Origin of the sequence: Microbacterium sp. Cr-K32 (assembly GCF_000708345.1) — a bacterium.
In the GTDB taxonomy this organism is placed as follows: Bacteria; Actinomycetota; Actinomycetes; order Actinomycetales; family Microbacteriaceae; genus Microbacterium; species Microbacterium maritypicum_A.
On sequence record NZ_JARD01000018.1, the window covers coordinates 80,379 to 106,281 of the forward strand.

Consider the following 25,903-nt stretch of genomic DNA (forward strand, 5'->3'; position numbering starts at 1 on the left):
TCACACGTGGAAACCGAGTTCCTGGGTCGGTGCGACGCGGTGTCAGACCTCGAAGTCGACGGCGACGCGCGAGGCGACGACCGATCGGATGTACGCGGCGACCTCGGCGTGCGCGGGGTGCACCTGGTACTCGTCGATCGCCGCGACCGAGGCGAAGTCCGCGACGAGCGTGACGTCCCAGTTCGCCTCCGGATAGGCGACGTTCGCGCCGGCGGAGATGGAGAGGAGCTGCGGGACGACACCGTCGAGAGCGTTCAGCCGGCGAGCGACCTCGGCAGCCTGGGCACCACGCTCGGCGGCGTCTTCGGCGGCGAGCTTCCAGGTCACGACATGGCGGATGGTCACAGGGCTTCCTTCAGTTCGGTCGGGGATTCACCACGGAGTGCGTCTTCGAGCGCCTCTCGCAGCCGGTCGGGCGAGACGCGCCAATGCGCGTGCAGCTCGCCGTCGATCAGCACGACCGGGATCTTCTCCCACCACAGCTCGTACAGCGCGGGATCGTCCTGGATCGACGCCTCGACGATCTCGATCTGCTCGGCGGCGGCGTCGGGCAGATCGGCGACGACGGCATCGATGACGTCGGAGGCGACGTCGCACAGATGGCAGTCGGGCTTGCCGATCAGAGTCAGCGTGGTCACGCCGACGGCACCTCGACCGCGCGGCCCTGGGCGATCCACTCGCCGGTGCCGCCCTCGACGTTCGTGGCGTCGTAACCGCGCGACTCCAGAGCCTCGACCACACGAGCCGAGCGCCCGCCTGCCTGGCAGATGACGTCGAACGCCTCGGCAGGCAGCTCTTCCAGCCGGTTGCCGATCTCGGACATCGGGATGTTGACGGCCCCCGGCACATGGCCGGCAGCGAACTCGTCCACCTCCCGCACATCGATGAGCGGGATACCGGTGCGCTTGGCGAGCTCGGTGACGGTGATCGACTTCATGACATCCTCTCGGCGGGACGGAGATGCGGCCGGAGACACAAAGCGCCCGTCCGAAGACAGGCGCTCGTGTCTGGTCGCTTACTTCTTGTTGCGACGCTGGTGGCGAGTCTTACGAAGCAGCTTGCGGTGCTTCTTCTTCGCCATGCGCTTGCGGCGCTTCTTGATGACAGAACCCACGGAAACCTCACTAAGTCAGTGGCTGGGTGTCGCCGAAATCGGACACCCGGGTACGGGCACGGAAAATGCCTCGGGTCAGTCTAGCAAACCCGAAGGCGTCGCCTGTCACACGCATCGACCGCCCACCGGCGGCGGAGCACGAGAAGGCGATCGACGTCAGCCGACGTCGGCGATCGGGCGCTGCAGCGCATCAGCCACAGCGGACTCGGGTACGCGATAGCTGCGCCCGAAACGGACGGCCGGCAACTCCCCCGCATGGACCAGCCGATACACGGTCATCTTGGACACGCGCATGAGCTCTGCGACCTCAGCAACCGTGAGGAATCGGACGTCAGGAACCTCGGGCATCCCACGTACCCCTTTCTCGATGTGCACACTCTATGTGGTAGCTGGGACGCGTGTAAACCTCTGTGACTCGTGTGATCAGTGAGGTGCGACAGACCGCGAGAACTCAGGTTCAGCCGGACTTCTTCACCTTCGCCGACCGCTCCCTGGCCTCCCGCCATGCCTGACGCTCGATCTTGCGGGCCGCCCGCAGAGCCTTCTCAGCCTCGCGCACCGCCTTCTGCGCCTCTTTGAGCCGACGATCCCCGGACACCTCGGCCGGGTCGATGTCGATCCACTCCGCCGCCTCGGCGTGCATCTCTCCGCGGTCGAGGCCCGCAATGTACGCCGTGACCCCGTCGAGGGTCCGCTCGACGGCGAACCGGAACGGATCGGCCGTCGAGGTGAACACATCGTCTTCGATCGCGCGACGGAGCGCGGGGAACTCCTCGGCCGTGATCACCCGATCGAAGAGAGCGGCTTCGTTCGCGGCCACCTCATCGGGGGTGAGTCCCGTGCCGCGGGACTGCTCGGTGTAGCCGGCCTGCACGATCCCGCACCAGCGGGCATGCCCGGTCACCGCGAGCGCGACGGCCATGCGCTCTTCCGTCGTCAGCGCGGTGCCGTCGAGAGCGGCGAGCCCGGCATCCAGCCAGGCCGAGCTGTTCGGGGTGATCGGCGATCCGGTGATCGGCAGGGACAGCATCCAGGGATGGCGCAGGTAGAGCTTGACCTGCTCTTCATACAGGGCGATCAGTCGTCCGCGCCAGCCGTCGGCCTCGAGGTGGCTCTGCGGCGGCAGCCCCGTCGCCTCTTCCTGCATCAGCAGCAGCAGATCGTCCTTCGCCGTCACGTATCGGTACAGCGACATCGGCGTGAATCCGAGCCGCGCCGCGACCGCGGCCATCGACACGGCGCCGATCCCCTCGGCATCCGCCAGCTCGACGGCGGCGTCGACGATCTTCTCGACGCTCATCTCGCGCTTGGGACCACGCTGCGGGTTCGCGGCGACACCCCACGCCAGCGCGATCCCGCGTGGCAGCTCCGGCGGCTCCGTCTCAGTCATGCGCTCATCCTACTTCTGTTTATTAGCTAAACAGTGTGTTACGGTCATACACAGTTGCGTTGGTGATACACAGTTTTCTACATACACAGAAAGGAGCGCCTGATGGAGACAGCCATCGAGGTGCAGGGGCTGCGCAAGGCCTTCGGGAACAAGACCGTCGTCGACGGACTGGATTTCGCGGTCGCCCGCGGCGAGGTCTTCGCCCTGCTCGGGCCGAACGGCGCCGGCAAGACCACGACAATCAACATCCTCACCACCCTCACCGCGGCAGACGCCGGCTCGGCGCGGGTCGCCGGCTGGGACATCGGGACGCAGGCGATCGAGGTCCGGAGACGGATCAGCCTCACCGGCCAGGCGGCAGCCGTCGACGATGCACTGAGCGCGTCCGAGAACGTCGTCATGTTCGCGCGGCTCGCCGGGCTCGGACGGGCAGCCGCGCGACGACGTGCCGCCGACCTGATCGACCAGTTCGATCTCACGGATGCCGCCTCCCGCATGGTGCGCACGTTCTCCGGCGGAATGCGACGTCGCCTCGACCTCGCCCTGAGCTTCGTAGTGACGCCGGAGGTGCTGTTCCTCGACGAGCCCACCACGGGTCTGGACACCCGCAGCCGTCGCAGGCTGTGGGACATCATCCGCATGCTGGCGAACGCGGGGACGACGGTCTTCCTCACCACCCAGTACCTGGAGGAGGCCGATCAGCTGGCAGACCGCATCGCCGTGCTGCACGACGGCAGGGTCGCCGCCCTCGGCACGCCTGCCGCATTGAAGGCGCGCGTCGGCGGAGACACCGTCGAACTCCACGACCGCCGCGGCGAGCTTCACCGGCAGATCCCCACCGATGGCACGGTCGCCGACCTCCGGCGAGCGCTCGACCTGCTCGACGAAGACGGAGAGGACGGCACCGTGACCCTGCGCCGCCCCACCCTCGACGACGTGTTCCTCGCCGTCACCGCGGCCGCCCCCATCGACCACCCCGTGAAGGAGCTCGCATGAACATCACCCTCGCCGCCCCTCGCTCCGCGGCATCTGCCCTCCCCGCCCCTTCACCGCGCCCGCGCCTGCGAGGCCTCACCGCCGAGGCGGTGTTCGTCGGTCGCAGCCTGCGCCACTCGCTGAGGGACGGCGAATCGCTGCTCATGGCGATCATGCTGCCCGTCATGCTCATGCTCATGTTCACGTGGGTGTTCGGCGGAGCGATCGATCCGTCCGGCGCCTACGTCGACTACGTGGTGCCCGGCATCATCCTCACCTGCGCGGGGTTCGGAGCCTCCTCCACCGCCGTGTATGTCGCGAACGACATGCGCACCGGCATCATCGACCGGTTCCGCACGATGCCGCTGCGAGCGGGGGCGGTGCTGACCGGGCACGTCGTCGCGAGCGTGCTGCGCAACCTCATCGCCACGGCGATCGTGATCGGCGTGGGAGTGCTCGTGGGCTTCCGTCCGAGCGCGAGCGCAGGGGAGTGGGTGGGGCTCGCCGCCCTGATCGCGCTGTACATCCTCGCGATCACGTATCTGTTCGCCGCCATCGGCCTTGCCGCAGGAAGCCCGGAAGGGGCGAACGGCTACGGCTTCGTGCTGCTCTTCCTCCCCTACCTGTCCAGTGCGTTCGTCCCGGTGGCGAGCATGCCGGAGTGGTTGCAGCCGGTGGCCGCGAATCAGCCGATCACACCCATCGTGGAGACGATCCGCGGGCTGCTCACTGATGCTCCCGTGCAGAGCGAGGCGTGGTGGGCGATCGGCTGGTGCGTCGTCATCCTCGCGATCGCAGTCGCCTGGGGTGCGTGGCTCTTCCGCCGCAAAGCCGGGCGACGCTGAGCGGACCCGCGGCAGCGGGCATCCCCGCGAAGACATATCCCCGCGGAGCCCACATCCCAGCGGAGACATAGGCGTTCTGCGGCTTTCGCTCATCTGCCGCTGGGACTGTTGACGCAGGGCTCGTGCCGGCACCGCCGAGTCCGCCCCGGGTGTGGGGACCCGCACCTCGCCCCTGATGACAAGCCCCCCTGTCGTCAGGGGCGAGTCGTTGCGGGTCTCCGCCAGCTGACGGGGAGATCGCGCATCACCAGAACGCTGTCGATCTGCGCGGCGCCCTGCGGAAGACCGTCGAAGAACGACGACCTGACCTCGTTCACGCGGCCCGCCTCCACGGCCCAGCGCGCCGCGGACAGCTCTACGGCCTCCGCTCCCCTGCCGTCGCGTCGCGGCGACCAGCCGGTGGCGCCAGCCCGGTAGAACCGTGAAGCGTCGCCCACTGTCGGGAAGAGCGAGCTCTCCCATTCCTCCGACACCTCGATGTCTGCGGAGACGCTCGCGTCGGACGCCTGCATCCGGACCTGGATTCGCGAGTCGGTCTCGTCGATGTCGAACCGCGCGCGCCGCTGCACGCCGGGGAAGAACCGACCCCCGCCGATGACGGGCACGATGTCCGAGGAGTGCCGCTCGATCACGTAGACGCCAGTGCGCGTGGTCCCGCTCTCGTCCCACTCGACCGCGAACCGGTGCGCGGCGTTCTCCGTGGAGATGCCCCACCGCGGTCGCAGCCAACCGGGACGCAGCTCCGTCAGCGCGATCAGGCACACCCCGCCGACCGCGCTCCCGTCGATGAGCTGCGGGCGGAAGGGGGCGGGGATCATCTCGCCGGCCACCGACGGATCGACCCGATACGTCAGCAGCAGACGGCGCCGCATACGGCCGCGAAGTGTGCGCATGAGGAGGTTCATGCCTAGAATTTAACAGCTTTGCTAAATAGCTACAAGCCTTTGATGCGGTCGTTCGGCGTCGCTCGAACCGTCACGCTCCGAGCCGCTTGAGCGCGTTCGCGACGACGTGCTTCGCGGAGGCGGCCGCCCGTCCGACGACCTCGGCGGCATGCGCCGCGCTTTCGGGAACCGCGTGGTAATCGATGTCGGGTGCGCTGTCGCCGTAGGCGTCGACCAGGAACGGCACCAGCCAGTCGTCCACGACTTCGAGCGGCTCGACCGCGAGGCTGTAGAAACGGCGCTGACCGTCTTCGCGCACGGTGACCAGCTCGGCGTCGCGCAGCACCTTCAGGTGCTTCGACACGGTGGGCTGGCTGATGCCCAGATCGGCGACGATCTGGCTGACGCTGGTGCCGGCCTCCCCTTCGGTCGTGCGCCGCAGCAGGAGCTGGAGGATGTCTCGCCTCGTACCGTCTGCGATCACGTCGAAGATGTCCGTCATGAGTTCAGGGTAGTCGTCCCCGGCACGGAGTACCATGACGAAGGCTCGGCGACAGGCGCCGTGCGGTCGCTCGGCGCGACCGAAGGAGAAACCAGAGGGGGCAGCGATGTCGGGCATCGTTTCGGCGTCGTCCCCGCGGCAGAGCCTGAAGAGTGCGGCCGGATGGGTCAAGCACCTCGTCACCTCGTCGCCGTCGCGCTTCGCGATCGTCGTCTTCGCGCTGCTGATCCTCGTGTTCACGGTTCTCCTCTCCCTGCCGATCGCCTCCGCGAGCGGCACGGTCACGCCGCTGAGCGACGCCCTCTTCACCGCTGTCTCCACCATCTGCGTCACCGGACTCGCAACGGTCGACATGGCCAACTACTGGTCCCCCTTCGGACACGTCGTGGTGTTCCTCGGCGTGAACATCGGCGCCCTGGGTGTCCTCACCCTCGCGTCTCTCATGGGCATGCTGATCTCGAAGCGCCTCGGCCTGCGTGCCAAGCTGATGGCCGCCGGCGACACGAATCCGATGCGCGCGCACGGCGGCGTGGTCAACGAGAGCCAGACCGTGCGGCTCGGCGAAGTCGGCCAGCTGCTGACCACCGTCGCCGTCTCGGCGCTCATCATCGAAGCGTCGCTCGCGATCCTCCTCTATCCCGCGCTCGTGATGGCCGGGGTCGACCCGATCGCGGCGCTCTGGGAGGCGCCCTACTTCGCGGCGATGGCGTTCACGAACACCGGCTTCGCTCCCAACGACGGCGGCGTCGCGGTGTTCGCCGACGACTACCTGGTGCTCTCACTCCTCATGGTGGGCGTCTTCCTCGGCAGCATCGGCTTCCCCGTCATCTACACGCTCGCCAAGCACGTCTGGCACGTGAAGCGCTGGTCCCTGCACACCAAGCTCACCCTCGTCACGACCATCCTCCTGTTCATCCTGGGCGCGGCCGTCTTCGTCATCCTCGAGTTCAACAACCCGAAGACCTTCGGCTCCATGGACGCCACCGACACCACCTTCCAGGCGTTCTTCCTCTCGGCGATGACCAGATCCGGCGGTTTCAACGTGATCGAGATGGACGACCTGAACGGGTCCTCCCTGCTCGCGGCCAGCATGCTGATGTTCGTCGGCGGCGGCTCGGCGTCGACGGCCGGCGGCATCAAGGTGACCACCCTCGCCGTGCTCGCCATCGCCGTGTGGTCCGAGGCCAAGGGCCGTCAGTCCGTCGAGGCGTTCGGCCGCCGCATCCCGAGCGACGTGCAGCGCGTGGCCCTCAGCGTCGTCGCGTGGGGGGCCACGATCGTCGCGCTGTCGACGATCGTCATCGCCCAGATCACCAAGGCCGATATCAGCCACGTGCTGTTCGACGTGATCTCGGCGTTCGGCACGGTCGGCCTGTCGACGGGGCTCACCGCGGAACTTCCCGATTCGGCCTCGTACGTGATGGCCGCGACCATCTTCATGGGCCGCGTTGGTACAGTGACACTCGCCGCGGCGGTCGCCGCGACATCGCGAACGCAGTACTACTCACTGCCCGTGGAAAGGCCGATCGTTGGTTGAAGTCCTGCGGGGCGACGCTCCCGTCCTCGTCATCGGTCTCGGCAGGTTCGGCGCTGCCTGCGCCGGCGAGCTCGATCGCCTCGACCGCGAGGTGCTCGCGATCGACGACAACCTCGAACTCGTGCAGAAGTGGTCCGACCGGGTCACGCACACCGTGCAGGCCGACGCGAAGAACATCGACGCGCTGCGTCAGATCGGCGCCCAGGACTTCCAGGTCGCGGTCGTCGCCGTCGGATCCTCGATCGAGGCGTCGGTGCTGATCACCGCGAACCTCGTCGACCTGAAGGTGCCGCAGATCTGGGCCAAGGCCGTCTCCCAGTCGCACGGCAAGATCCTCGCCCGTGTCGGCGCCAACCACGTCATCTACCCCGAGCGCGAAGCGGGTGAGCGCGTGGCGCACCTCGTGAGCGGACGGATGCTCGACTTCATCCGCTTCGACGACGACTTCGTCCTCGCCAAGATGTACCCGCCGAAGTTCATCCGCGGCGTCGGACTGAACGAGTCCGGCGTGCGATCCAAGTACAAGGTCACCGTCGTCGGGGTGAAGAGTCCGGGCAAGCCGTTCCGCTACGCCGAGGCAAACACGATCGTGACGAACCACGACCTCATCATCGTCTCGGGCACCAACAGCGACATCGAGCGCTTCGCCGGCCTCGACCGCTGACGACGCGTCGTCCGGTCTGCCGACTCCCCCTCGCGGCGGATGTGAGGGTCCGCGTCGTCGTGATGGGATGGGACCCATGACCGACCACACCGCGGCTCCTCCCGTCCTCGCCCTTCGCGGGCTTCGCAAGCAGTTCGGGCAGAAGGTCGCCGTCGACAGTCTCTCCCTCGACGTGCCGGCCGGATCCATGCTGGGGCTGCTCGGCCCGAACGGGGCGGGCAAGACCACCACCCTCGCGATGGCCACGGGCCTGCTGCGTCCCGATGCGGGAACCGCCTGGGTGCTCGGCGCGGACGTGTGGCAGAACCCCGCCGAGGCGAAAGCGCGTATGGGCGTGCTGCCCGACGGCATCCGCATGCTCGACCGACTGACCGGCGCCGAGTTGCTGCGATACACCGGGCTCCTGCGCGGCATGGCCGAGGCGGACGTCGTCTCCCGGACCGTCGACCTGCTCGAGGCCCTCGGGCTCGCCGACGCCCGCGACACGCTCGTCGTCGACTACTCCGCGGGCATGCGCAAGAAGATCGGACTCGCCTGCGCGCTGATCCACGCTCCGCGCCTGCTCATCCTCGACGAGCCGCTCGAGGCCGTGGACCCGGTGTCGGGCGAGACGATCCGGCAGATCCTGCGATCGTTCGTCGACGGCGGCGGCACTGTCGTGCTTTCCAGCCACGTGATGGAACTCGTCGAATCGATGTGCGACAGAGTCGCCATCGTCGCAGAGGGACGCCTGCTCGCGCACGGCCCGCTCGACGAGGTGCGAGCCGGCCTCTCCCTGCAGCAGCGCTTCCTCACGCTCGTGGGGGCGCACGACCTCGGAACGGAGACGCTCGCATGGTTGCGCTCCTCGTAAGTCTGCGCTGGCGGCAGCTCCGCCATCAGTTGTCCCGCAATCCCTGGATGATCGTCACCTTGATCATCACGGGCATGGTGGCGCTCGGGCTCCTCGCCGGGCTCACCGCCGGACTCGTCGCGCTGCGCTTCGCCGCGCCCGACGGCGCCGTCACCGCCATCGTGCTCACCGGCTCGGTGATCGTGCTCGGGTGGTGGATCGGGTCGATCCTGGTCAGCGCCGACGACTCGCTCGCTCCGGAGCGCTTCGCTCTGCTGCCCGTGACCGCACCCGCACTGCTGCCGGGTTTCGTCGTCGCCGGAGCCACGACCATCGGTGGTATCGGCACCACGGTCGCCCTGCTGCTGATGCTGCTCGGCTGGTCGGTCAGCATGCCCGCTCTGTTGAGCGCCGTGATCATGATCCCGGTGGCCGTCAGCACCTGTGTGCTCGGTGCCCGCGTGGTGAGCGGCCTCCTCGCCGGCTGGCTGGCGCGCCGCAGCACACGCGACCTGGTGCTGACCCTCGGCGTGCTGCTCGCCGCCTCGTCCGGCCTCATCCTCAACCTGGGGATCGGGGCCTTGACCAGGGTCGGTGACGTCGGAGAGGCGTTCACCACCATCGCCGACATCGCCGCCTGGACACCGGTGGGTGCCGTATTCGGGGTGTCCGCCTCGGCCGCACAGGGTGACATCCTCACCGCCGCGCTCCGCCTGCTGATCGCCCTCGCGACGGTGGTCGTGCTGTGGTTCGCGTCGCAGCGGCTGCTGGCCGCGCGACTCGTCTCGCCGATCCAGAGCAGCGGGGGCGGACGGGTGCGTTCCGGCGGTCTGCTCGACCGGGTGCTGCCGGCGAACTCGATGGGGGCGATCGCCGCACGGTCGCTGCGCTACTTCCGTCGTGATCCGCGCCAACTGGTCAACATCGTGATGCTCCTGCTGCTGCCGGCGATCTTCATCGGCATCGCGCTGATGAACGGTCTGCAGGAGGAGGCGATCGGCTTCGCCCCGGCCATCACCCTGATCCCCGCGATCAACGCCCTGCTCGCCGGAACAATCGTGCAGATGGCGATCGCCTACGACAACGATGCCGTCGCCATCCACATCCTCACCGGGGTCAGCGGTGCCGCCGACCGCGCGGGACGCCTGCTCGGCTTCGGGCTGATCGCGGTTCCGGTGACGATCGTGCTGTGCGTGGCGACCTGCCTCCTCGCCGGACGTCCCGACCTGCTGCCGGGCAGTCTCGGCGCCGCTCTCGGCCTGACGGCGATCGCCGGCGGCGCCGGTGCATGGGTGGGGAGCTTCCTCCCCGGACGCGCACCCGCCCCGGAGGCGAATCCCTTCGGACGCGGCTCGTCCGGAGGAGTGCAGTCGTTGCTCGCGATGATCATCATCGGTCCGATCACGCTCGCCCTCGGTGCCCCCGCACTCGGATTCGCGATCGCGGCGATCTGGAACCCCGCCCTCGGCTGGGTCAGCCTCGCATGCGGCATCGCGTTCGGCGGACTGACGATCTGGGGTGGAACCGTGCTCGGCGGGAGGGTCCTGGATCGTCGCTGGCCCGATGTGCTCGCCGACGTGTCCAGCGAGAGCTGAGCGAGACCGGAACCCGTCAGGCGTCGATGTCGAGGGTGATCTCGACCACGTCGCCCACTCCGACGCCCTCGCGGTCCTGGAGCGCCTTCTTGATCGGCACGATGTACCCGCCGTCCTTCGGCCACAGGGCGGTGGTCACCGTGGTCTCACCGACAGTGACCGATGCGGGGATCATGCCCCACCCGTACGTGACGACGGAAGCGATCTCGTGGATCAGCTCGCTCTCGGCGGCTGGCACCGTGACGAAATGGAAGGGCGCGGGACCGCGCCAGTACCAGATCGCGCCCTCGATCCGCAGTCGCATCACTCACGCCCCGGCGGCGAGTTCCCTGGCACGCGCGAGAGCCGCAGCGGCGGCATCGGCGAAGGTGCGTTCGAGATGCGCGTCCTGGAGCACGGCGACCGCACGCTCGGTCGTCCCCTTCGGACTGGTGACCCGACGACGAAGTTCCGTCGGGTCCTCGCCCGAGGCGTCGAGCAGCGCCGTCGCGCCGATGAACGTCTGCTCGACCATCAGGCGGGCGTCGGCGTCGTCGAACCCCATGCCCACCGCGGCCTTCGTGAACTCCTCGATCAGCAGGTAGACGTACGCCGGACCGGAGCCCGAGATCGTCGACAGCGCATCGATCTGCGACTCGGGCACCTCGACCACGGCTCCGACGGTCTGGAAGAGGCGACGCACCAGAGCCAGGTCATCGTCCGAGACCGCGGCGCCTGCCGCGATTCCCGTGACCCCCTTGCGGACGGTCGACGGGGTGTTGGGCATGGAGCGGATGACGCGGGCATCCGCACCGAGCACGTCGGCGAAGGTCTGCAGCGTGACGCCGGCGGCGACGCTCACCACGATCGTGTCGGCGGCGAGGTGCGGGGCGATCTCGCGGAGCAGGTCGGGCACCATGGCCGGCTTCACGCCGACCAGCACGATGCGGGCGCCCTCCACCGCCTCGGCGTTGCCGTCCGGCCGCTCGGCGAGCGCGATGCTCGTGACGCCGTCGAGCCCGGCGAATGCCTCCGCCTTCTCCGCGGTGCGGTTCGTCGCGGCGATGCCGCCGTCGATGGGGATACCCGAGGCGACCACCCCACGGAGGATCGCACCACCCATCGAGCCGGCACCGAGGAAAGCGAGCGAAGGAAGCGAGTCAGCCATGTCGTCATCCTACGGCGGGCACTCCGACATCCTCGGGCGGGCGGTTCTAGACTCGTCCCATGAGTGCATCCGGAGGCAACAAGGCCATCGTCGCGGCGTTCCTGGCGAACATGGGCATCGCCCTCGCGAAGTTCATCGCCTGGGCCCTCTCCGGGTCTGCCTCGATGCTCGCGGAGGCGATCCACTCCGTCGCCGACTCCGGAAACCAGCTGCTGCTGATGCTGGGAGGGCGCAAGGCCCGACGCGAGGCCGACCGTGCGCACCCGTTCGGGTACGGGCGAGAGCGCTACGTCTACGCCTTCGTCGTCTCGATCATCCTCTTCTCGGTCGGTGGTCTCTTCGCGATCTACGAAGGCGTCGAGAAGCTCACGAATCCGCACGAGCTCGACAAGACGTGGTGGTGGCTGCCGCTCGTCGTGCTCGTCGTCGCGATCGGGCTCGAATCCTTCTCGCTGCGCACCGCCGTGCGCGAGAGCAACCTCGTGCGGGAGAAGGGCCAGTCGTGGGTGTCGTTCGTGCGTCGTTCGAAGGCACCTGAGCTCCCGGTCGTGCTGCTCGAAGACGTGGGAGCGCTGACCGGCCTCACGTTCGCCCTTCTCGGCGTCGGCCTCACCCTCATCACGGGCAACCCGATGTTCGATGCACTCGGCACCGTGATGATCGGTGTGCTGCTGGTGCTGATCGCGATCGTGCTGGGCGTCGAGACGAAGAGCCTCCTGGTCGGTGAAGGCGCGACGCAGGCGGACCACGACCGTATCGTGGACGCGATCAACGCGGGCGATGAGATCGAGAAGATCATCCACATGAAGACGCTCTACCTCGGCCCGGACGAGCTGATGGTCGCCGCGAAGATCGCGCTGAACGCCGACAAGCCGCTGCGCGAGGCCGCCGACGACATCAACGCGATCGAGGCCCGTATCCGCGAGGCCGTTCCGGTGGCGCGGATCGTCTACATCGAGCCCGACGTGTACCGCCCGGCGATCGACCCCGAGCCCTCGACCGACGTCTTCGTGCTGAAGTCGTCCGACTGAGCGGAGCTCGACTCAGCGACGCTGCTCGAAGAACGAACGCAGCACCGCTGTGGCCGCGTCGGCCTGGACGCCGCCGATGACCTCGGCCCGGTAGGGCAGCCGGCGATCGCGCAGCACGTCGTACATGGACCCGGCCGCGCCGGCCTTGTCGTCCCAGGCTCCGAACACCACACGGCCGACGCGGGACTGCAGGATGGCACCGGCACACATGATGCACGGCTCGAGGGTGACCACGAGCGTGTGCCCGTCGAGGTTCCAGGAACCGACGGACGCCGCCGCGCGCCGCAGCGCCTCGATCTCGGCGTGACCGGTCGGATCGTGGGTCTCCTCGCGGGTGTTGCGCCCTTCGGCGATGATCCGCCCTCCCCCGTCGATCACCACGGCGCCGACGGGGATCTCGGATGCCGCGGCCGCCTCGGCGGCGAGCACGAGGGCGCGCTGCATCGCGAGGTCGTCTGCAGCGGTCATGCGTCGAGCCTACGACAGCCGCCGAGCGCGGGCGGAGCTTCGATGTCGTGCCCGACCGCGCGGCGCATTACCCTGTATCCATGCGTGTTCACGTGGCCGACCACCCTCTCATCACTCACAAGCTCTCGGTACTGCGCGATGCGCGCACGCCGTCGCCGGTCTTCCGGCAGCTCACGGAGGAGCTCGTCACGCTGCTCGCGTACGAGGCGACACGCAACGTGAAGGTCAGCCCGATCGAGATCACGACCCCGGTGACCACCACGACGGGCGTGAAGATCTCGGAACCGCGACCGATCGTCGTGCCGATCCTGCGTGCCGGTCTCGGCATGCTCGAAGGCCTCGTGAAGCTGCTCCCGACCGCCGAGGTCGGCTTTCTCGGCATGGTGCGCGACGAGACCACGTTCGAGCCGACGACCTACGCCGAGCGTCTGCCCGATGATCTGAGCGACCGTCAGTGCTTCGCGATCGACCCGATGCTGGCGACCGGGGGTTCGCTGGCCGCCGCGATCCAGTTCCTGTTCGACCGCGGTGCGAAGGACGTCACGGCGATCTGCCTGCTCGGCACCCCGGAGGGCGTCGCCGCGATCGAGGCGATGGCGGGCGACCGCGATGTGACCCTCGTGCTCGGCGCGCTCGACGAGCGCCTCGACGAGAAGGGGTACATCGTGCCCGGACTCGGCGACGCCGGCGATCGGCTCTACGGCACGGTCTGACGCGGACCTGCCCCGACGGGGTCAGGCCTCGAGAGTCAGGCGGTAGGCGCGCTCATCGCCGAAGTGGGTGAAGCCGGCGCGCGCCAGGATCGGCGCCGACGTCGAGATGCGCCCCTTGACGAGCGCCGTCGTCGCTCCCCAGGCTGCGCTTTCTCGGAGGCGTTCGGCGAGGACCGCGCGGTACGCGCCGCGACCACGGTACTCCGGCAGTGTCGAAGCACCCCAGAGCCGGACGAATCCACCGTCGATCGTGCACCCGCCGGTGCTGACCGCCCGGCCGCCGATCCGCGCGAGAATCCGGAAGCCTTCGCGAGTCTCGAGCGCCGTCGTCACCTCGGCGAGCTCCGCCCGCAGTCCCTGCGGGTCGAGGGGCTCCTGCTGCCACACGGGCACGTTGACCGCGTCGACGTCACGCACCTGCTCCAGCGTGCGCACGACCTCGACGGTGATGTCGTCCGGCACATCGACTGCTGCGGCGCCATCGACCGGTCGAGCGAACACCGCCACCGTGTCGATATGCTCCGCTCCCCGCCGACGAAGCTCCTCCTCGACGTCCGGACGGTCGGAGGGGTTCGTCCAGAAGGTGAATCTCGACGCGCCCCACGCTCTCGTCCGCTCCAGAGCATGGTCGACGATCTCCGTGGGCTCGAGGACGGAGCTCACCTGGGAACCGCGGACTCCGCCGCCGAATCTCGACGGATCCCGCACGAGGAGCAGCTCACTGCGCTCGTGCTCGCTGTCGCGCGGGAACCACACCCAGGCCGCAGCCGCGCGCAGGATCTCGTCTGTCGAGTGCGCGTGCGTCGGCTCGCTCATTCCGCCGCACCGACCAAGCGGGCGAAGGCGCTGAGCCGAGCCACTCCCTCCGGCGTGTACGGCAGATCGTCGAGCAACGCGGGCGAGTGGATAAGATAGGCGACGACCTGCGCGCGGGAGATCGCCACGTTGAGCCGATTCTGGAGCAGCAGGAACTCGGGTCCGCGGGGAGCGTCCCGTCCGCTCGAGGCGGCGAGCGACGTGATGGAGACGACAGCCTCCTTGCCTTGGAAGTTATCGACAGTGCCCACCGGAACGTCGGGGAAGCCGGCGTCGGAAAGCGCGTCGAGCACCAGCTGACGCTGCGCGTTGTAAGGCGTGACGACGATGATGTCGGACGGCGTGAGCGGCCTCGTCGAGGCGTCGGGGTCGTTGTCGGTGAACGTTCTCCCGACCAGATCGCGCACGAGTCGTACGACCTCGGCGGCTTCCTCCGGTGACTGCGTCGCGTTGCCGCGGTGGCGCAGCGGCACGACGTGCAGCCCCGGATCGACTCCGTCGAGTGAGCGGCGCTCGGTTCCCGGCGCCGAGGCGAGTTGTCCGGCGTAGGCGAGCTTCGACACCGGCCCAGCCACGAACGGATGCATCCGCCACGACCGTGCGAGGAAGTACCCGTATTCGGGCCGCACCACGGGGTCGCCGTCCATCACCCAGCCGAGGGCCGAGGTGTCGACGGGCTCGGGATGCGCGCCCTGGCTCACCTGCGGGAGCTGTTGCGGATCGCCGAGGAGCAGCAGCCGCTTCGCCCCAGCCGCGACGGCGATCGTCGAGGCGAGCGAGAACTGACCCGCCTCGTCGATCACGAGAAGATCGAGGCCGGCACGATCGACACGCTGGGTGTTGCTGAAGTCCCAGGCCGTGCCACCGACGACGGCCCCCTCGCCCGCATGCTCGGCGAGGAACGATGCCATGCCGTTCTTCGGGATCACGGTGTACGGCGGCTCTGCCTCGGGATCTTTCGGCGCCTTCGCGACCTGCGCCGGCGCGACGCCGTCGGCGACGATGCGCGCGAGAAGGGTCTCGATGATCGCATGCGACTGCGCCACGACGCCGACTTTGAAACCGTGTTCGTTCACCAGGCGCGCGATCACACGCGATCCGGTATAGGTCTTCCCTGTCCCCGGAGGGCCCTGCACCGCCAGGTAGCTGCGGTCGAGGTCGAGCACACCACGCACGATGGCATCGATCGTATCGTCGCGGGCCGGGGGCAGTGCTTCGCCCGATGTCGTGCGCGGGGGAATTCGACGCAGGATGTCGGTCGCCGCGTCGTGCGGGAAGCCGGGCGCGGCCGCGTGCACGGCATCGGCCCACTCGTCGATCGCTCCCTGCAGTGAGACCACTCGCGGAGGCGCCGCCGGGGTGAGAGCGAGCGGCAGCTCGTCCCAGGTCTGACCCTGCACTGCCGACTCGGAGACGAGGTAGCCGTCGTCGAGCACCTCGACCACCGTGACGGTGTGCGGCACGTGGACGGCGCGTGAAGGCACCTCGGTGTCGAAGGGGGCCGGGACCTCGTAGAGCGCGAACGGCTGCGCACCCGGGCCGAGCGTCGTGCCGGGCGATACCTCGCCGCGGATCTCGATGTCACGCGACATCACACGTCGTCCCTCGCCGATGCTCCACTCGCGGCGCACGACCGACGACGGGCGATCGACCTTCACCACATCACGCGTGCCGTCCCACATCGTCACCGGCTCTCGCAGCCGCTGGAAATGCGACACCCAGAAGCTCTTCGCCTCGCGGGGGAAGTAGTCGATGGCCGCGGCGGCGATACGGTGCACGAGCCCGTCGCCGCCGTCTTCCACGGCGCGTTCCGCATCGGCGAGCAGCGCGACGGAACGGGGGGACGGCTCGTAGATGACCTCGTCGGCATCGTCGGGCGGCGCGGGCGTCACGCCCTTCCGGCGTGCGATGTCGATGAGCCAGTTGCGCAGGCGTCGTGTCGACACGCAGTCATAGCGGTTGTAATCGGCGAGGTCGGCCAGCACTGCGTCGGCCTCGGCTTTCTCCCCCGCCGCCGCGAGCTCACGAGCGGCGACGTACTGCACGATCGAGTCGTCGCCCTTCTGCACGTCGCTGGTGCGCACGTCATCGCCCATGTAGAGCGGTTCGAGTTTCTTGATCGAGTACGACCGGGAGCCGACCCGGACGGTCCGCAGCACGAGCGGGTAGAGGTCGACGAACACGCCCTCGCGCAGCAGCCGATCGACCTCGCCCTCGCGCACGCCGTGCCGCGCGGCCATCGCCACGAGGTGCGAGGTCTCGTACGGCGCGTAGTGGTAGATGTGCATGCCGGGATGCGCCAGCCTGCGCGCATTGACGAAGTCGAGGAACATCTCGAGAGCCCGCTTCTCGTCGGCGAAGGTATGAGCCCACAACGCCGAGTACTGGTCCGCGTTGTCGACCCAGCCGAAGAGGTAGTCGATCCCCCACAGCGCCTCGCCGTCGGGAGCGGGTTCGGTGTAGAGCGGGTCGCCCTCGAAGTCGAAGAAGATATCGCCGTGACTGGGCAGCGGGAGTGTGTGGATCGCCTGCGCGTAGTGGACGTCGAATGTCGGTGCTCCCTCGGCGTCAGCACGCAGCTGCAGACGCGCCTGGGCTCGGAGAGTCTCGAACGTGTCGACGTTCATGCCCGCGGGAGCGTCGGGTGCCACGGCCAACTCGTCGATCGTCTCGATGCCGGATGCCCGCAGACGTGCTCGCTGCACCGGACGCATCCGCGCCACCATCAGGAGGTCGCGATGCGCGAGCACCTGCTCCTCGCAGGTGGCGCAGCGGCCACAGGCCACGATCTGGAGGTCGCCGCGATCATCGCCCCATGCGAGCGGCGCGCCCGTCGCACCCTCGGCGATGCGTCGATCGGCGATGAGGGCGCGCAGTCGCGCCCTCCGCACCTGGAACAGCGGAAGGAGATCGTCGACGGCGTGCGTGCTGAGCGTGCTGTCGCCGAGGATGAGGTCGACCTCGTCGGAGCGCGGGATGCCGAGGCGATCGAGCTGGTCGACATATGCCGCCAGCTGCATGAGCGCCGTGACGCGGGCCTTGCGGGCGAGCTTGGAGTCCTGCACCCGCCAGCGGCCGTCGTGATCCTTGCGGAGGAAGTCGGCGAAACCGACGAACTCCTCGGTCGCGAAAGCCGCCTGGAAGACGACCTCCGCATCCGAGCGGAGGGCGGCAATGGTCTCGTCGACCGCAGCCGCCAATGCATCGGCATCGACGGAAGAGACCTTCTCGATGCGGTGGACGTTCTCGTCACCGAGGTCGTCGATGTAGCGGGCCAGCACGTTCTGCTCGTGCACATCGCCCAACTCCGCGGCCCGCTTCAGGGTCGCGTCTTCCGGCTCTTCGACCGCCGGCACTCTTCCGAGCTTCGCGTCGATCGCTCGACACCACGCGAACTCGCACTCCGCGGCCGCCTTGAGGTCGCTCGCGCTCCAGATGACGCGCTGCGCCTGAGTGTCGATCCGCACGATGCTCCCGTTCTGTCGGATGCTTCGACACTATCCGCGGCATCCGACACGGGCGAAAGCGTGGGCCTCCCGGGAAAGCGGGTCAGCGCCACCAGGTGTCGTCGGGCGTCACCGGAAGATGGCGCTTGTGCTGCGTCGCGAGGTACCTCGCCTCGATGCGGCCGGCGACCTCGGGCTCGACGTCGCGCCCTTCCAGGAAGTCGTCGATCTGCTCGTAGGTGAGCCCCAGCTCGTCCTCGTCGGCACGGCCGGGCTGGCCGTCGAGCAGGTCGGCGGTCGGCACCTTGAACGCGAGGCGGTCCGGAGCACCGAGGAACTGCAGCAGCGAACGCCCCTGCCGTTTGCTCAGCCCCGACAACGGCAGGACGTCAGCCGCACCGTCGCCGAACTTCGTGTAGAAGCCGGTCACGGCCTCGGCGGCGTGATCGGTGCCGATGACGAGCATCCCGTCGTGGCCGGCGAGGGCGTACTGCGTGACCATGCGGACGCGGGCCTTGATGTTGCCGCGGTTGAAGTCGCTGATGTCGCTCGTGACCGCGAACTCGATGTCCTCCTCGACCCCGTCGACACCGTTCTGGATGTTGACCTCGACCGAGGAGTCGGGTGCGATGAACTCGAGGGCGGCCTCGGCGTCTGCCGCGTCGTGCTGCACGCGGTAGGGCAGACGCACGGCGAGGAACTTCGCCTCGCCTCCCTCGGACCGCACCCGTTCGACCGCGAGCTGTGCGAGGCGTCCGGCCAGCGTGGAGTCCTGCCCACCGGAGATGCCGAGCACGAAGCCCTTCGCGCCGGTCGAGCGAAGGTACTCGACGAGGAACCCGACCCGGCGCTCGACCTCGGCTTCCGGGTCGATCTCCGGCCGGACGCCGAGGTCTTCAGAGATCTGCTGCTGCAACGACATGTCATCCTCCGTCTTGTCCTCGAATCAGTATCGCCCCTCTGTGTTACGCACGGGTGACGCCGCGGCGTTCGCACGTTCCTGCCAGTGAAGTCCTGAGAGAATGGGGCGGTGAAGCTCCTCGTCGCTGCCCTTGATTCCGAACTGTCCGCCTTCCCGGAAGAGCTGGACGGCTTCGACCGACTCGTGACCGGCCCCGGCAAGCTGCCGGCGACGTATGCGCTCACCCGCGCGCTCGATGCCCGGGTCTACGACGAGATCGTGGTCGTGGGCACGGCGGGCGCGATCGACCCCGCTCTCGAGGCGACCGTGCATGAGGTCGGAACCGCATTCCAGCACGACGTGACCGACCTCGACGGCGTCCGTGGCCAGCACGTCTCCCTTCCGGCGCGCGTCAGCACCGGAAGGGAAGGTGTTCTGATCGCCACCGGTGACCACTTCGTGGAGGACGCCGAAGTCACCGCCGTGATCCGTCCGTCGGGGGCTGCCCTGGTCGACATGGAGACGTACGCCTTCATCTGGGTCGCCGCACAGTTCGATGTGCCGATCCGCGTGTTCCGCGCCGTCTCCGATCAGGCCGAGGACGGTGCGCTGACGGATTGGCGCGAGGCCGTCGCACGATGCAGCGTGCAGCTGCGCGACTTCATCCGCAGCGAGTACGGCGTCTGACGAAGGGGGCGCCCTCCCGCGCTCGCGTCAGCCTCGATCTCGGTCTCGGTCTCGGGTCAGCGCGCCTCGATGACGCTCGGTCCGTTCGGCAGTGCGCGCACCGTGAGTTGGGCGGGGATCTGCTCCTGCATGGCCTCGACGTGACTGATCACTCCGACGGTGCGGCCCCCCTGCCGCAGTTCGTCGAGAGTGCGCATGGCGACATCGAGCGTGTCGCCGTCGAGGGAACCGAATCCTTCGTCGATGAAGAGCGTGTCGAGACGGATGCCGCCCGCGCGCGCGGTCACGACCTCGGCCAGTCCGAGGGCGAGGGCGAGCGATGTGAGGAACGTCTCGCCCCCTGACAGCGACTGCGGCGGCCTGGTCTGCCCGGTGAAGGCGTCGAAGACCACGATGCCGAGTCCGGATGCCGCCCCGCGGGCAGCGAGCGCATCGGAGTGCTGCAGCTGATACCGACCGGCGGACATGTCGTGCAGTCGACGGTTGGCCGCCTCGACGATCTCCTCGAGCTCCGCGGCCAGCACGAACGTCTCCAGCGTCATCTTGCGGGTGTTGGCACCTCGCCCCGCGATCGTGTCGGCGAGGTTCTGCAGCACCTCGAACTCCGCGGCATCGTCGGCGGTGCGAGCCTGCTCGTCCGAAGCCGAGTCGATCAGCCCTCCGAGCCGCTCTGCGGTTGCCGCGGCTCTGGCGGCTTCGTCGACCGCGCGCGTCCAGACGCTGCGTGCGTCCGCCGATGCCTGCTCGGCCGGCGCGAGGTCTATCGGCTCTTCCGGCAGCGTGCGCAACTCGAGGTCGAACAGGATGGCCCGTTCCTTCTCTCGTTGCACCGCATGCTGCGCGATCCGCGTGTCGAGCGCCTCCTGCTCTGTGGCCGAGCGTAGAGCGTCTTCCGCCGCCGCCTCGTCATCGAACACGGAGTCTGCGAGCGCCGCCTCGCGCTCCGCCTCGGCTTCGGCGAGAGCTTCGACCCTGCGTGCCCGCTCCGAGATCGCATGGATCACGGCGCGGGCCGCGGCGATCTTCGCCTCGGTGTCGGACATCCGTGCGGCAACCGTGTCGAAACCGCCCCGCGCCTCGGCGATCAGCTCGTGTGCCTCCGCGCTGCGCTGGCGGAGGAGCGCATGCCGTTCGCGCAGTTCTGCGAGAGCCCTGGCATCGTCTTCCCGCTCGGCGTCGAGGAGTTCGACACGGGCGACGAGTTCGTCCATGCGACCGTCGAGCGTCTTCAGCGCCTCGGCGGCGGCACGGCTGCTCGAGAGTGCCGCAGCGGCCTCGGCGTACTCGCTCTCGGCCTGTTCGACATCCCGACCGTCGGCGCGGGCGGTGACGGCGGCGAGTTCGGCGCGCAACGTCGAGGAGCTCGACGCCAGATCACGCTCCTTCTGCGATGCGGCATCTCGCGCGCCCTCTGCGGCGGCGATGTCTTCGGGCGAGACCGGATCCGAATGCGTGGCCGGCGCCGGATGATCGAGCGAGCCGCAGACCGGACAGGGGTGCTCGTCGCGGAGCGTCGAGGCGAGCTCTCCGGCCATGCCGTCGGCTCGTCGCTGACGCAGTCGCGCCAGAGCTGACTGCGTATCCGCGTGCAGCGCGGTGGCCTGCGAGAGCTCCTGCTCGAGGGAGATCTCGGCGATTCGCAGCCGTTCCACCTCGTGCGCCGCCGTGAGGCGTAGCTCTGCCGCCTGCTGCGCGGCCTGCCGGTCTTCCCCCCGATCGGCGAGGCGACGGGTCTCGTCGCGCAGCGTGTGCAACGCGGCGATCTCGTCGGGAAGCGCGGCACGCCTCACGTTCGCAGCTTCGATGCGCGCGGTCGCTGCCACGACCGCCTCCTCCGCTGCGCGGACTTCGGCGTCGAGCGTCGGCGCGCTCTCCTCGAGTTCTCGCGCGTGTTGCCAGGCACCGCTCTCTCTGGTCGCCGCCGCCGTCCAGGCCTCGAGGTCGCCGTCCACGTCGAGACCGAGCGCCTCGCCCGCCGCGTGGGCGTCCTGTTCGTCTCGGGAGGCGACCGCGAGCGCGGAATGCGCGCGCGCCACTGCGGCGATCGTCGACCGCAGCGCCTCCGCGGCTCGGGCCGCAGCGAGCTCTGCGCGGGCATCGTCGATCTGGGGCGCTTCGGCCTCGAGTCGTTCGAGCGCCGACCTCGCGCGGTCGCGCTCGCGCTGCGCCCGCTGCTCGTCCCGCGCCACGGCGAGAGACTCGTCGGCTGCGGCCGACCGCTTCTCCGCGTCGACCTGCTCGGATGCTCGACGCTCTGCGCGGTAGTGGGCGCGGGCCTTCGCACGTCGGAGGGCGTCGAGTCGATCTTCGATCGACGACGGGGCGCGAACCGTCTCGGGCGGGGTCTCATCGCCCTCTCCTGACAGGCCATCGGCGGACACCAGCCGCTCGGCCTCCTCGACGCGGGCCTCGACCGTCGCGAGCCGGGCGCCCAGAGCGTGCTCGGCCACACGACGACGCTCGTCGAACCGCGCCTGCACATCTTCGAACCTCTGGGTGCCGAACAGGCGGCGCAGAAGCGCCTGGCGGTCTCGACTGCCCGCGAGGAGGAACTCCGAGAACCGGTTCTGCGCGAGCAGGATCACCTGCAGGAACTGCTCACGGCTGAGCTGCAGGATCTCGTCGAGCTCTCCGGCGACATCGACGGCCCGTGCCGCACGACCGATCCACCCGACATCCGTCCACTCGTCGAGGGCGACGGCCGAGGCCTGCTTGGTCATCCCTCCCCCGCGCTTGGCCGGGCGCAGGTACTCGGGCGACCGGGTCACCCGGAAGCGGCCGGTCGGCGTGCTGAATTCGACGACGACCTCGGAGGGATCGTCGGGCTCGCAGTGGTCGCTCCGCAGCCGCTTCTCGCCACCGTCGTAGCGCGGCACTCCGCCGTAGAGCCCGAAGCAGACGGCGTCGAGGATGCTGGATTTGCCCGCCCCTGTCCGTCCGGCGATCAGGAAGATGCCGTCGTCGGCGAACGCGTCGAAGTCGACGATCTGACGTGACCGGAAGGGGCCGAACCCCTCGACCTCCAGGCGATGAAGACGCATCTAGACGAGAGCCTCGGCACGAACTCGCTCGTCGAGCACCGCGCGGATCAGCTCGCCCTCCGCCTCTGTCGCTCCGTGCCCCGCCCTGACGTGCTCGAGGAAGGCCTCGATGCGGTCGGCATCGGTGACCGCGGTGCGCAGACGCTGCACATAGGAGCGCTTGTCCGCCTCGGCGGTGACCGAGGGCTGGTGCTGCACCATGGCGCAGTACGGGTAGCTCTCGCGAAGACGCCGCATCGGCTCTGTCTGCGGCACGGCGTCGGTGTAGACGGCGCAGACCCAGTCGCCCGCGTGTTCTGCGACCAGTTCGGTCGACAGGAGATCGTCGAGCGCGCCCGTGAGTGTGACGAGGCGGCGCGGCACCGGCAGCTCCAACCATTCGACTCCGGAGAGCCCGTCGGCATCGATGTCGACGAGCCAGGAACCGCGGGGCTTGTGCTGCTCGCCGAAGCTGTAGTGCAGAGGAGCGCCCGCGTAGCGCACCCGATCGCTGAGCTGCTGACGCCCGTGGATGTGGCCGAGCGCCACGTAGTCAGGACCGTCGAAGACGCTCAGCGGCACGACGTCGAGGCCGCCCTGACGCACCTCGCGTTCGAGCCCGGCGGTGGCGTCGACACCGGCGGCGAAGCAGTGCGCGATCGCGACCGAGCGCCCCGGGTGCTGTTCCATGCCGGCGCGGACCAGGTGCATCGCGTGAGCCATGGTCTGCGCTTGCGTGCGCAACGGGCGCCCGGAGCTGTCACCATCGGGCCAGTGCTGTCGCACGATGGCGGGTTCGAGGTAGGGAATGCCGAAGAAGTGCACGGGCCCGTGCGCATCGTTGACGGTCACAGGCGCTCCCACCGCGAGCGGGTCGGTCAGCACGTGGATGCCCTCGCGGAGCAGCCGCGCCTGGAAGCCGAGGCGCGCGGCCGAATCGTGGTTGCCGCTGGTCACGATCACCCGCGCCCCTGTCTCATGCAGCGCCACCAGCGCATCGCCGAGCAGGGTGTATGCGGTTCCGGAGGGCGTGGCGGAGTCGAAGACGTCTCCCGCGACGACGACGACGTCGACCGCGTTCTCGCGAACCTGCGCGGTGAGCGCCCCGAGCACCTCGGCGAGGGCGTCCATGGTCGAGTTGCCATGGAACGTCCGGCCGATGTGCCAGTCGGAGGTGTGCAGGATGCGCATACTCACACCGTACGAACCCCCTCCGACATTTCATCCGAGGCGTGCCGCAGCACCGCTCTCACGCCCTGCGGAGGAGGAAGCGGAAGGTCCCCTGACCCACCCTCGTCACGATGATCGGCACGCGGTGATGCGAGATGCCGTGTGCACCTTCACCTGTGCGGCGTGCGGGGCTGCGCGATGCGATATCTGGGCTGCCCTCCGCCCGACAGGTGCCGGCTTGCCCCGCCGGCTGAGGGTTGTGCCCGCCTCGTCGTGACTACCGACTTCCGCTCTCCTCCTCGAGGTCGTTCGACCAGTTCGCCTGCTGGATCCGATTGTCGAGCTCGCGCAGCTCCTGAGCCACGGCGTCGGCACGGGAGCGCAGCGGCGCGACGGGCAGCGCGGAGACCTGACGCAGCTCCGACCTCATCTGGCGGAGGAACTGGTCGTTGGCCCCCGAGGCGGCGGTCGCGGCATCGGTCAGCACCGAATGCCGCAGGCGCAGGACATCACGGGCGGCGAGCGCATCGGTCATGGTGCCGTCCGCCCCCAGGTCGAGGCGCGCGTTGGTGGCGTTGATGCGGCGGATGAGATCGCGCAGCTGCGTGAGCGCGGCATCGGCCTCGACGATCAGCGCGGCCGCGTCCTCCGCCGGTTCCTCGCCCTCCTGGTAGCGGGCGTTCGCGACGATACGCGCCCGCAGCTGCTCGATGCGGCGCTGCAGGTCGGCGCGTGCGGTGAGGGCCTCGGCGAGTTTCATGAGCTCATCCTCGCAGGGAGCGACCGTAACAGTTCGTCATATGACCGGGGAGTCAGCGGGAGCGCAGCAGACCCGAGTGCTCCGGGTGCGCGGTGAACCAGTCGGCCACGTACCAGCACACGGCATCGACCTTGCGATCACCGCGCTCCTCGATGTCGGCCACCGCACCCTCGACGACCTTTCCCGCGTAGCCGTTGCCCCGGAAAGTCGGGATCGTGAAGGCTCGGGTGAGCGCGATGGTGCGCCCGTCGTCCCGGTAGTCCAGAACACTCACGAGCGTCCCGTCGCGCATGAGCGTGTAGCGCGAAGCGTCCTTCTCGTCGGTCAGGATGAAGCCTCCGACGGTGTGCGAGATCGTCATTCGAACCACGTTACGCCCGCCCGGAGCCGCCGGGCGTTTTGACATGGGGCGTCACGATCGGACATAATCCCCCCATGACCACCAACGCACGCCCTTTGTCCGCCCAGGAGGCGAACGGGACTGCCGGGATGATGATGCCCGGTCGCGTTGGCATGTGTTGCCGAATGTGTCGCTGAACGAACAGCCACCCCGCCTGACCTGAACTCCTCGCGATCTGCGAGGTCAGCGTCTCCGAGCATCCACCCTTGCTCGCTTCCCGGCTCCGCCGGTCATTCATGCAACGCATCAGAGCCCCGCTCGATCCGGGCTCACGTCCTGAGGACTTCATCATCATGTCGAACACCGCACTTCTCGAGCGTCCCGCCACCACCGCCGCGATCCGCACGCAGCACGAAGCCGCCGCGCCCCTGTCCGCCGCAGGAGCCGATCTTCCCGCCGTGCGCTCACCCCGTGGCTTCGCCCTCTACGTCGGGCTGGACGAGATCAAGGCCGCCGAAGCCGGCGTCAGCCTCCCCCTTCTCGTCGACGCGCTGCGCCGCACCCTCGCCGAGCTCGCCCCGGGAGCCGAGACGCACGCGACGGTCGCCCTCGCCCCGCACGGATCGGGCGGCCGCGACCTCGACGTGGTCCGTCTCGCTCTGCAGGAGCCCGGTGCCATCGCGCGCACCAAGGCCGCTGCGGAAGAGGACACCACGGACGAGGAGACGGGCGTCACCGTCGACATCTCCCGCAAGCGCGTGCTGATCGACGGCGAGTCCGCCGCCTTCACATACAAGGAGTTCGAGCTGCTGCAGTACCTCGTGCTCCGCGAGGGGCGCACGATCGAACGCAGCGAGCTGGTCTCCGCGCTCTGGCAGGCCCAGGACGACGAGACGCCCGGTGAGCGCACGATCGACGTGCACGTGCGCCGCCTGCGCGCGAAGCTGGGTCGCTATGAGGACATCGTCCGCACCGTGCGCGGCATCGGCTACCGCTTCGACCGCCACGCCGACGTCGTCATCCGCTACGGCCACGGAACCCCCTCGCCCGACCGCTTCTGAGTCGC

General features: G+C 68.9%; 28 protein-coding genes. 10 read left to right on the forward strand and 18 right to left on the reverse strand.

The genetic code is table 11. The features are described 5' to 3' along the window. Window positions 1-42 precede the first annotated feature (42 nt). The 6 genes from GZ64_RS0108685 to GZ64_RS0108710 form a co-directional block, all read right to left on the reverse strand. Window positions 43-345 (reverse strand): Dabb family protein, encoded by a 303-nt coding sequence (locus GZ64_RS0108685; RefSeq protein WP_029259769.1) that lies wholly within the window; start codon window positions 343-345, stop codon window positions 43-45. Further along, complete coding sequence (locus GZ64_RS0108690; protein ID WP_029259768.1) at window positions 342-638, reverse strand: glutaredoxin family protein; 297 nt, start codon at window positions 636-638, stop codon at window positions 342-344. The genes GZ64_RS0108685 and GZ64_RS0108690 overlap by 4 nt, the downstream gene beginning before the upstream one ends. Beyond that, window positions 635-937, reverse strand: a complete 303-nt coding sequence (locus GZ64_RS0108695; RefSeq protein ID WP_029265967.1) for a rhodanese-like domain-containing protein — start codon at window positions 935-937, stop codon at window positions 635-637. Before GZ64_RS0108695 ends, GZ64_RS0108690 begins: the two co-directional genes overlap by 4 nt. A 78-nt stretch (window positions 938-1,015) precedes the next feature. Then, window positions 1,016-1,114 carry a 30S ribosomal protein bS22 gene (locus GZ64_RS19680; RefSeq protein ID WP_003792170.1) on the reverse strand — a complete coding sequence of 33 codons (99 nt, stop codon included), beginning with the start codon at window positions 1,112-1,114 and terminating at the stop codon, window positions 1,016-1,018. 156 nt (window positions 1,115-1,270) lie between these two features. Next, window positions 1,271-1,462, reverse strand: coding sequence for a helix-turn-helix domain-containing protein (locus GZ64_RS0108705; RefSeq protein WP_017204627.1), 192 nt, complete (start codon window positions 1,460-1,462; stop codon window positions 1,271-1,273). Window positions 1,463-1,571: 109 nt separating this feature from the next. Further along, the gene (locus GZ64_RS0108710) at window positions 1,572-2,504 is read right to left on the reverse strand and encodes a TetR/AcrR family transcriptional regulator (protein ID WP_029265969.1); all 933 of its coding nucleotides are present in this window, start codon (window positions 2,502-2,504) and stop codon (window positions 1,572-1,574) included. A 102-nt stretch (window positions 2,505-2,606) separates the two neighbouring features. Here GZ64_RS0108710 and GZ64_RS0108715 point away from each other — a divergent pair, with 102 nt between their 5' ends. Then, window positions 2,607-3,500 carry a daunorubicin resistance protein DrrA family ABC transporter ATP-binding protein gene (locus GZ64_RS0108715; protein WP_029259765.1) on the forward strand — a complete coding sequence of 298 codons (894 nt, stop codon included), beginning with the start codon at window positions 2,607-2,609 and terminating at the stop codon, window positions 3,498-3,500. After that, window positions 3,497-4,324 (forward strand): ABC transporter permease, encoded by an 828-nt coding sequence (locus tag GZ64_RS0108720; protein ID WP_029259764.1) that lies wholly within the window; start codon window positions 3,497-3,499, stop codon window positions 4,322-4,324. Before GZ64_RS0108715 ends, GZ64_RS0108720 begins: the two co-directional genes overlap by 4 nt. Before the next feature lie 194 nt (window positions 4,325-4,518). Here GZ64_RS0108720 and GZ64_RS0108725 read toward each other — a convergent pair whose 3' ends face one another. Together GZ64_RS0108725 and GZ64_RS0108730 are read right to left on the reverse strand one after the other, a co-directional pair. Then, window positions 4,519-5,229 carry a DUF2071 domain-containing protein gene (locus GZ64_RS0108725; RefSeq protein WP_081859707.1) on the reverse strand — a complete coding sequence of 237 codons (711 nt, stop codon included), beginning with the start codon at window positions 5,227-5,229 and terminating at the stop codon, window positions 4,519-4,521. 70 nt (window positions 5,230-5,299) lie between these two features. Further along, window positions 5,300-5,710, reverse strand: a complete 411-nt coding sequence (locus tag GZ64_RS0108730) for an ArsR/SmtB family transcription factor (protein ID WP_029259762.1) — start codon at window positions 5,708-5,710, stop codon at window positions 5,300-5,302. Between the two features lie 106 nt (window positions 5,711-5,816). On the opposite strand from GZ64_RS0108730, the gene GZ64_RS0108735 reads away from it, so the two are divergent. From GZ64_RS0108735 to GZ64_RS0108750, 4 genes are all read left to right on the forward strand, one after another. Continuing rightward, window positions 5,817-7,247 carry a TrkH family potassium uptake protein gene (locus GZ64_RS0108735; RefSeq protein WP_021198063.1) on the forward strand — a complete coding sequence of 477 codons (1,431 nt, stop codon included), beginning with the start codon at window positions 5,817-5,819 and terminating at the stop codon, window positions 7,245-7,247. Next, on the forward strand, window positions 7,240-7,911 hold the full coding sequence (locus GZ64_RS0108740) for a potassium channel family protein (protein ID WP_021198064.1): 672 nt from the start codon (window positions 7,240-7,242) through the stop codon (window positions 7,909-7,911). Before GZ64_RS0108735 ends, GZ64_RS0108740 begins: the two co-directional genes overlap by 8 nt. A gap of 76 nt (window positions 7,912-7,987) precedes the next feature. Then, window positions 7,988-8,764 (forward strand): ABC transporter ATP-binding protein, encoded by a 777-nt coding sequence (locus tag GZ64_RS0108745; protein WP_029259761.1) that lies wholly within the window; start codon window positions 7,988-7,990, stop codon window positions 8,762-8,764. A gap of 47 nt (window positions 8,765-8,811) precedes the next feature. After that, window positions 8,812-10,338 carry a hypothetical protein gene (locus GZ64_RS0108750; protein ID WP_231479856.1) on the forward strand — a complete coding sequence of 509 codons (1,527 nt, stop codon included), beginning with the start codon at window positions 8,812-8,814 and terminating at the stop codon, window positions 10,336-10,338. A 16-nt stretch (window positions 10,339-10,354) separates the two neighbouring features. Here GZ64_RS0108750 and GZ64_RS0108755 read toward each other — a convergent pair whose 3' ends face one another. Then, the gene (locus GZ64_RS0108755) at window positions 10,355-10,642 is read right to left on the reverse strand and encodes a DUF1905 domain-containing protein (protein WP_029259759.1); all 288 of its coding nucleotides are present in this window, start codon (window positions 10,640-10,642) and stop codon (window positions 10,355-10,357) included. A gap of 3 nt (window positions 10,643-10,645) precedes the next feature. After that, window positions 10,646-11,485 (reverse strand): pyrroline-5-carboxylate reductase, encoded by an 840-nt coding sequence (gene proC / locus GZ64_RS0108760; protein ID WP_021198068.1) that lies wholly within the window; start codon window positions 11,483-11,485, stop codon window positions 10,646-10,648. A 59-nt stretch (window positions 11,486-11,544) separates the two neighbouring features. On the opposite strand from proC, the gene GZ64_RS0108765 reads away from it, so the two are divergent. After that, window positions 11,545-12,516, forward strand: coding sequence for a cation diffusion facilitator family transporter (locus GZ64_RS0108765; protein ID WP_021198069.1), 972 nt, complete (start codon window positions 11,545-11,547; stop codon window positions 12,514-12,516). 12 nt (window positions 12,517-12,528) lie between these two features. Here GZ64_RS0108765 and tadA read toward each other — a convergent pair whose 3' ends face one another. Further along, window positions 12,529-12,984, reverse strand: a complete 456-nt coding sequence (tadA, locus tag GZ64_RS0108770; protein ID WP_021198070.1) for a tRNA adenosine(34) deaminase TadA — start codon at window positions 12,982-12,984, stop codon at window positions 12,529-12,531. A gap of 80 nt (window positions 12,985-13,064) precedes the next feature. On the opposite strand from tadA, the gene upp reads away from it, so the two are divergent. Beyond that, the gene (upp, locus tag GZ64_RS0108775; RefSeq protein ID WP_021198071.1) at window positions 13,065-13,697 is read left to right on the forward strand and encodes a uracil phosphoribosyltransferase; all 633 of its coding nucleotides are present in this window, start codon (window positions 13,065-13,067) and stop codon (window positions 13,695-13,697) included. 21 nt (window positions 13,698-13,718) lie between these two features. Here upp and GZ64_RS0108780 read toward each other — a convergent pair whose 3' ends face one another. The 3 genes from GZ64_RS0108780 to nadE form a co-directional block, all read right to left on the reverse strand. Next, window positions 13,719-14,513, reverse strand: coding sequence for a GNAT family N-acetyltransferase (locus tag GZ64_RS0108780; RefSeq protein ID WP_029265978.1), 795 nt, complete (start codon window positions 14,511-14,513; stop codon window positions 13,719-13,721). Beyond that, window positions 14,510-17,980 (reverse strand): TM0106 family RecB-like putative nuclease, encoded by a 3,471-nt coding sequence (locus GZ64_RS0108785; protein WP_029265980.1) that lies wholly within the window; start codon window positions 17,978-17,980, stop codon window positions 14,510-14,512. The genes GZ64_RS0108780 and GZ64_RS0108785 overlap by 4 nt, the downstream gene beginning before the upstream one ends. A gap of 82 nt (window positions 17,981-18,062) precedes the next feature. Further along, window positions 18,063-18,881 carry an ammonia-dependent NAD(+) synthetase gene (gene nadE, locus GZ64_RS0108790; RefSeq protein ID WP_029259755.1) on the reverse strand — a complete coding sequence of 273 codons (819 nt, stop codon included), beginning with the start codon at window positions 18,879-18,881 and terminating at the stop codon, window positions 18,063-18,065. Between the two features lie 108 nt (window positions 18,882-18,989). On the opposite strand from nadE, the gene GZ64_RS0108795 reads away from it, so the two are divergent. After that, a complete protein-coding gene (locus GZ64_RS0108795; RefSeq protein WP_021198075.1) occupies window positions 18,990-19,547 on the forward strand; it encodes a phosphorylase family protein in 558 nt (185 codons plus the stop codon). A gap of 56 nt (window positions 19,548-19,603) precedes the next feature. Here GZ64_RS0108795 and GZ64_RS0108800 read toward each other — a convergent pair whose 3' ends face one another. The 4 genes from GZ64_RS0108800 to GZ64_RS0108815 all read right to left on the reverse strand — a co-directional run bounded on the left by GZ64_RS0108800 (window position 19,604) and on the right by GZ64_RS0108815 (window position 24,858). After that, window positions 19,604-22,588, reverse strand: coding sequence for an AAA family ATPase (locus GZ64_RS0108800; RefSeq protein WP_029265982.1), 2,985 nt, complete (start codon window positions 22,586-22,588; stop codon window positions 19,604-19,606). Next, window positions 22,589-23,758, reverse strand: a complete 1,170-nt coding sequence (locus tag GZ64_RS0108805; protein WP_029265984.1) for an exonuclease SbcCD subunit D — start codon at window positions 23,756-23,758, stop codon at window positions 22,589-22,591. It lies immediately after the preceding gene. 256 nt (window positions 23,759-24,014) lie between these two features. Then, the gene (locus GZ64_RS0108810; protein WP_021198078.1) at window positions 24,015-24,497 is read right to left on the reverse strand and encodes a DIP1984 family protein; all 483 of its coding nucleotides are present in this window, start codon (window positions 24,495-24,497) and stop codon (window positions 24,015-24,017) included. Window positions 24,498-24,549: 52 nt separating this feature from the next. Beyond that, window positions 24,550-24,858 (reverse strand): GNAT family N-acetyltransferase, encoded by a 309-nt coding sequence (locus GZ64_RS0108815; protein WP_021198079.1) that lies wholly within the window; start codon window positions 24,856-24,858, stop codon window positions 24,550-24,552. A gap of 332 nt (window positions 24,859-25,190) precedes the next feature. Here GZ64_RS0108815 and GZ64_RS0108820 point away from each other — a divergent pair, with 332 nt between their 5' ends. Beyond that, window positions 25,191-25,898 (forward strand): winged helix-turn-helix domain-containing protein, encoded by a 708-nt coding sequence (locus tag GZ64_RS0108820; protein ID WP_021198080.1) that lies wholly within the window; start codon window positions 25,191-25,193, stop codon window positions 25,896-25,898. The last annotated feature ends 5 nt before the right edge of the window (window positions 25,899-25,903 follow it).

Bases quoted from the DNA above. Each gene is read 5' to 3' on its own strand.
- GZ64_RS0108695 (WP_029265967.1), bottom strand. From the start codon at position 937: ATGAAGTCGATCACCGTCACCGAGCTCGCCAAGCGCACCGGTATCCCG.
- GZ64_RS0108705 (WP_017204627.1), bottom strand. From the start codon at position 1,462: ATGCCCGAGGTTCCTGACGTCCGATTCCTCACGGTTGCTGAGGTCGCA.
- GZ64_RS0108710 (WP_029265969.1), bottom strand. From the start codon at position 2,504: ATGACTGAGACGGAGCCGCCGGAGCTGCCACGCGGGATCGCGCTGGCG.
- GZ64_RS0108715 (WP_029259765.1), top strand. From the start codon at position 2,607: ATGGAGACAGCCATCGAGGTGCAGGGGCTGCGCAAGGCCTTCGGGAAC.
- GZ64_RS0108720 (WP_029259764.1), top strand. From the start codon at position 3,497: ATGAACATCACCCTCGCCGCCCCTCGCTCCGCGGCATCTGCCCTCCCC.
- GZ64_RS0108725 (WP_081859707.1), bottom strand. From the start codon at position 5,229: ATGAACCTCCTCATGCGCACACTTCGCGGCCGTATGCGGCGCCGTCTG.
- GZ64_RS0108730 (WP_029259762.1), bottom strand. From the start codon at position 5,710: ATGACGGACATCTTCGACGTGATCGCAGACGGTACGAGGCGAGACATC.
- GZ64_RS0108735 (WP_021198063.1), top strand. From the start codon at position 5,817: ATGTCGGGCATCGTTTCGGCGTCGTCCCCGCGGCAGAGCCTGAAGAGT.
- GZ64_RS0108745 (WP_029259761.1), top strand. From the start codon at position 7,988: ATGACCGACCACACCGCGGCTCCTCCCGTCCTCGCCCTTCGCGGGCTT.
- GZ64_RS0108750 (WP_231479856.1), top strand. From the start codon at position 8,812: ATGATCGTCACCTTGATCATCACGGGCATGGTGGCGCTCGGGCTCCTC.
- GZ64_RS0108755 (WP_029259759.1), bottom strand. From the start codon at position 10,642: ATGCGACTGCGGATCGAGGGCGCGATCTGGTACTGGCGCGGTCCCGCG.
- proC (WP_021198068.1), bottom strand. From the start codon at position 11,485: ATGGCTGACTCGCTTCCTTCGCTCGCTTTCCTCGGTGCCGGCTCGATG.
- GZ64_RS0108765 (WP_021198069.1), top strand. From the start codon at position 11,545: ATGAGTGCATCCGGAGGCAACAAGGCCATCGTCGCGGCGTTCCTGGCG.
- tadA (WP_021198070.1), bottom strand. From the start codon at position 12,984: ATGACCGCTGCAGACGACCTCGCGATGCAGCGCGCCCTCGTGCTCGCC.
- upp (WP_021198071.1), top strand. From the start codon at position 13,065: ATGCGTGTTCACGTGGCCGACCACCCTCTCATCACTCACAAGCTCTCG.
- GZ64_RS0108780 (WP_029265978.1), bottom strand. From the start codon at position 14,513: ATGAGCGAGCCGACGCACGCGCACTCGACAGACGAGATCCTGCGCGCG.
- nadE (WP_029259755.1), bottom strand. From the start codon at position 18,881: ATGTCGTTGCAGCAGCAGATCTCTGAAGACCTCGGCGTCCGGCCGGAG.
- GZ64_RS0108800 (WP_029265982.1), bottom strand. From the start codon at position 22,588: ATGCGTCTTCATCGCCTGGAGGTCGAGGGGTTCGGCCCCTTCCGGTCA.
- GZ64_RS0108805 (WP_029265984.1), bottom strand. From the start codon at position 23,758: ATGCGCATCCTGCACACCTCCGACTGGCACATCGGCCGGACGTTCCAT.
- GZ64_RS0108810 (WP_021198078.1), bottom strand. From the start codon at position 24,497: ATGAAACTCGCCGAGGCCCTCACCGCACGCGCCGACCTGCAGCGCCGC.
- GZ64_RS0108815 (WP_021198079.1), bottom strand. From the start codon at position 24,858: ATGACGATCTCGCACACCGTCGGAGGCTTCATCCTGACCGACGAGAAG.
- GZ64_RS0108820 (WP_021198080.1), top strand. From the start codon at position 25,191: ATGTCGAACACCGCACTTCTCGAGCGTCCCGCCACCACCGCCGCGATC.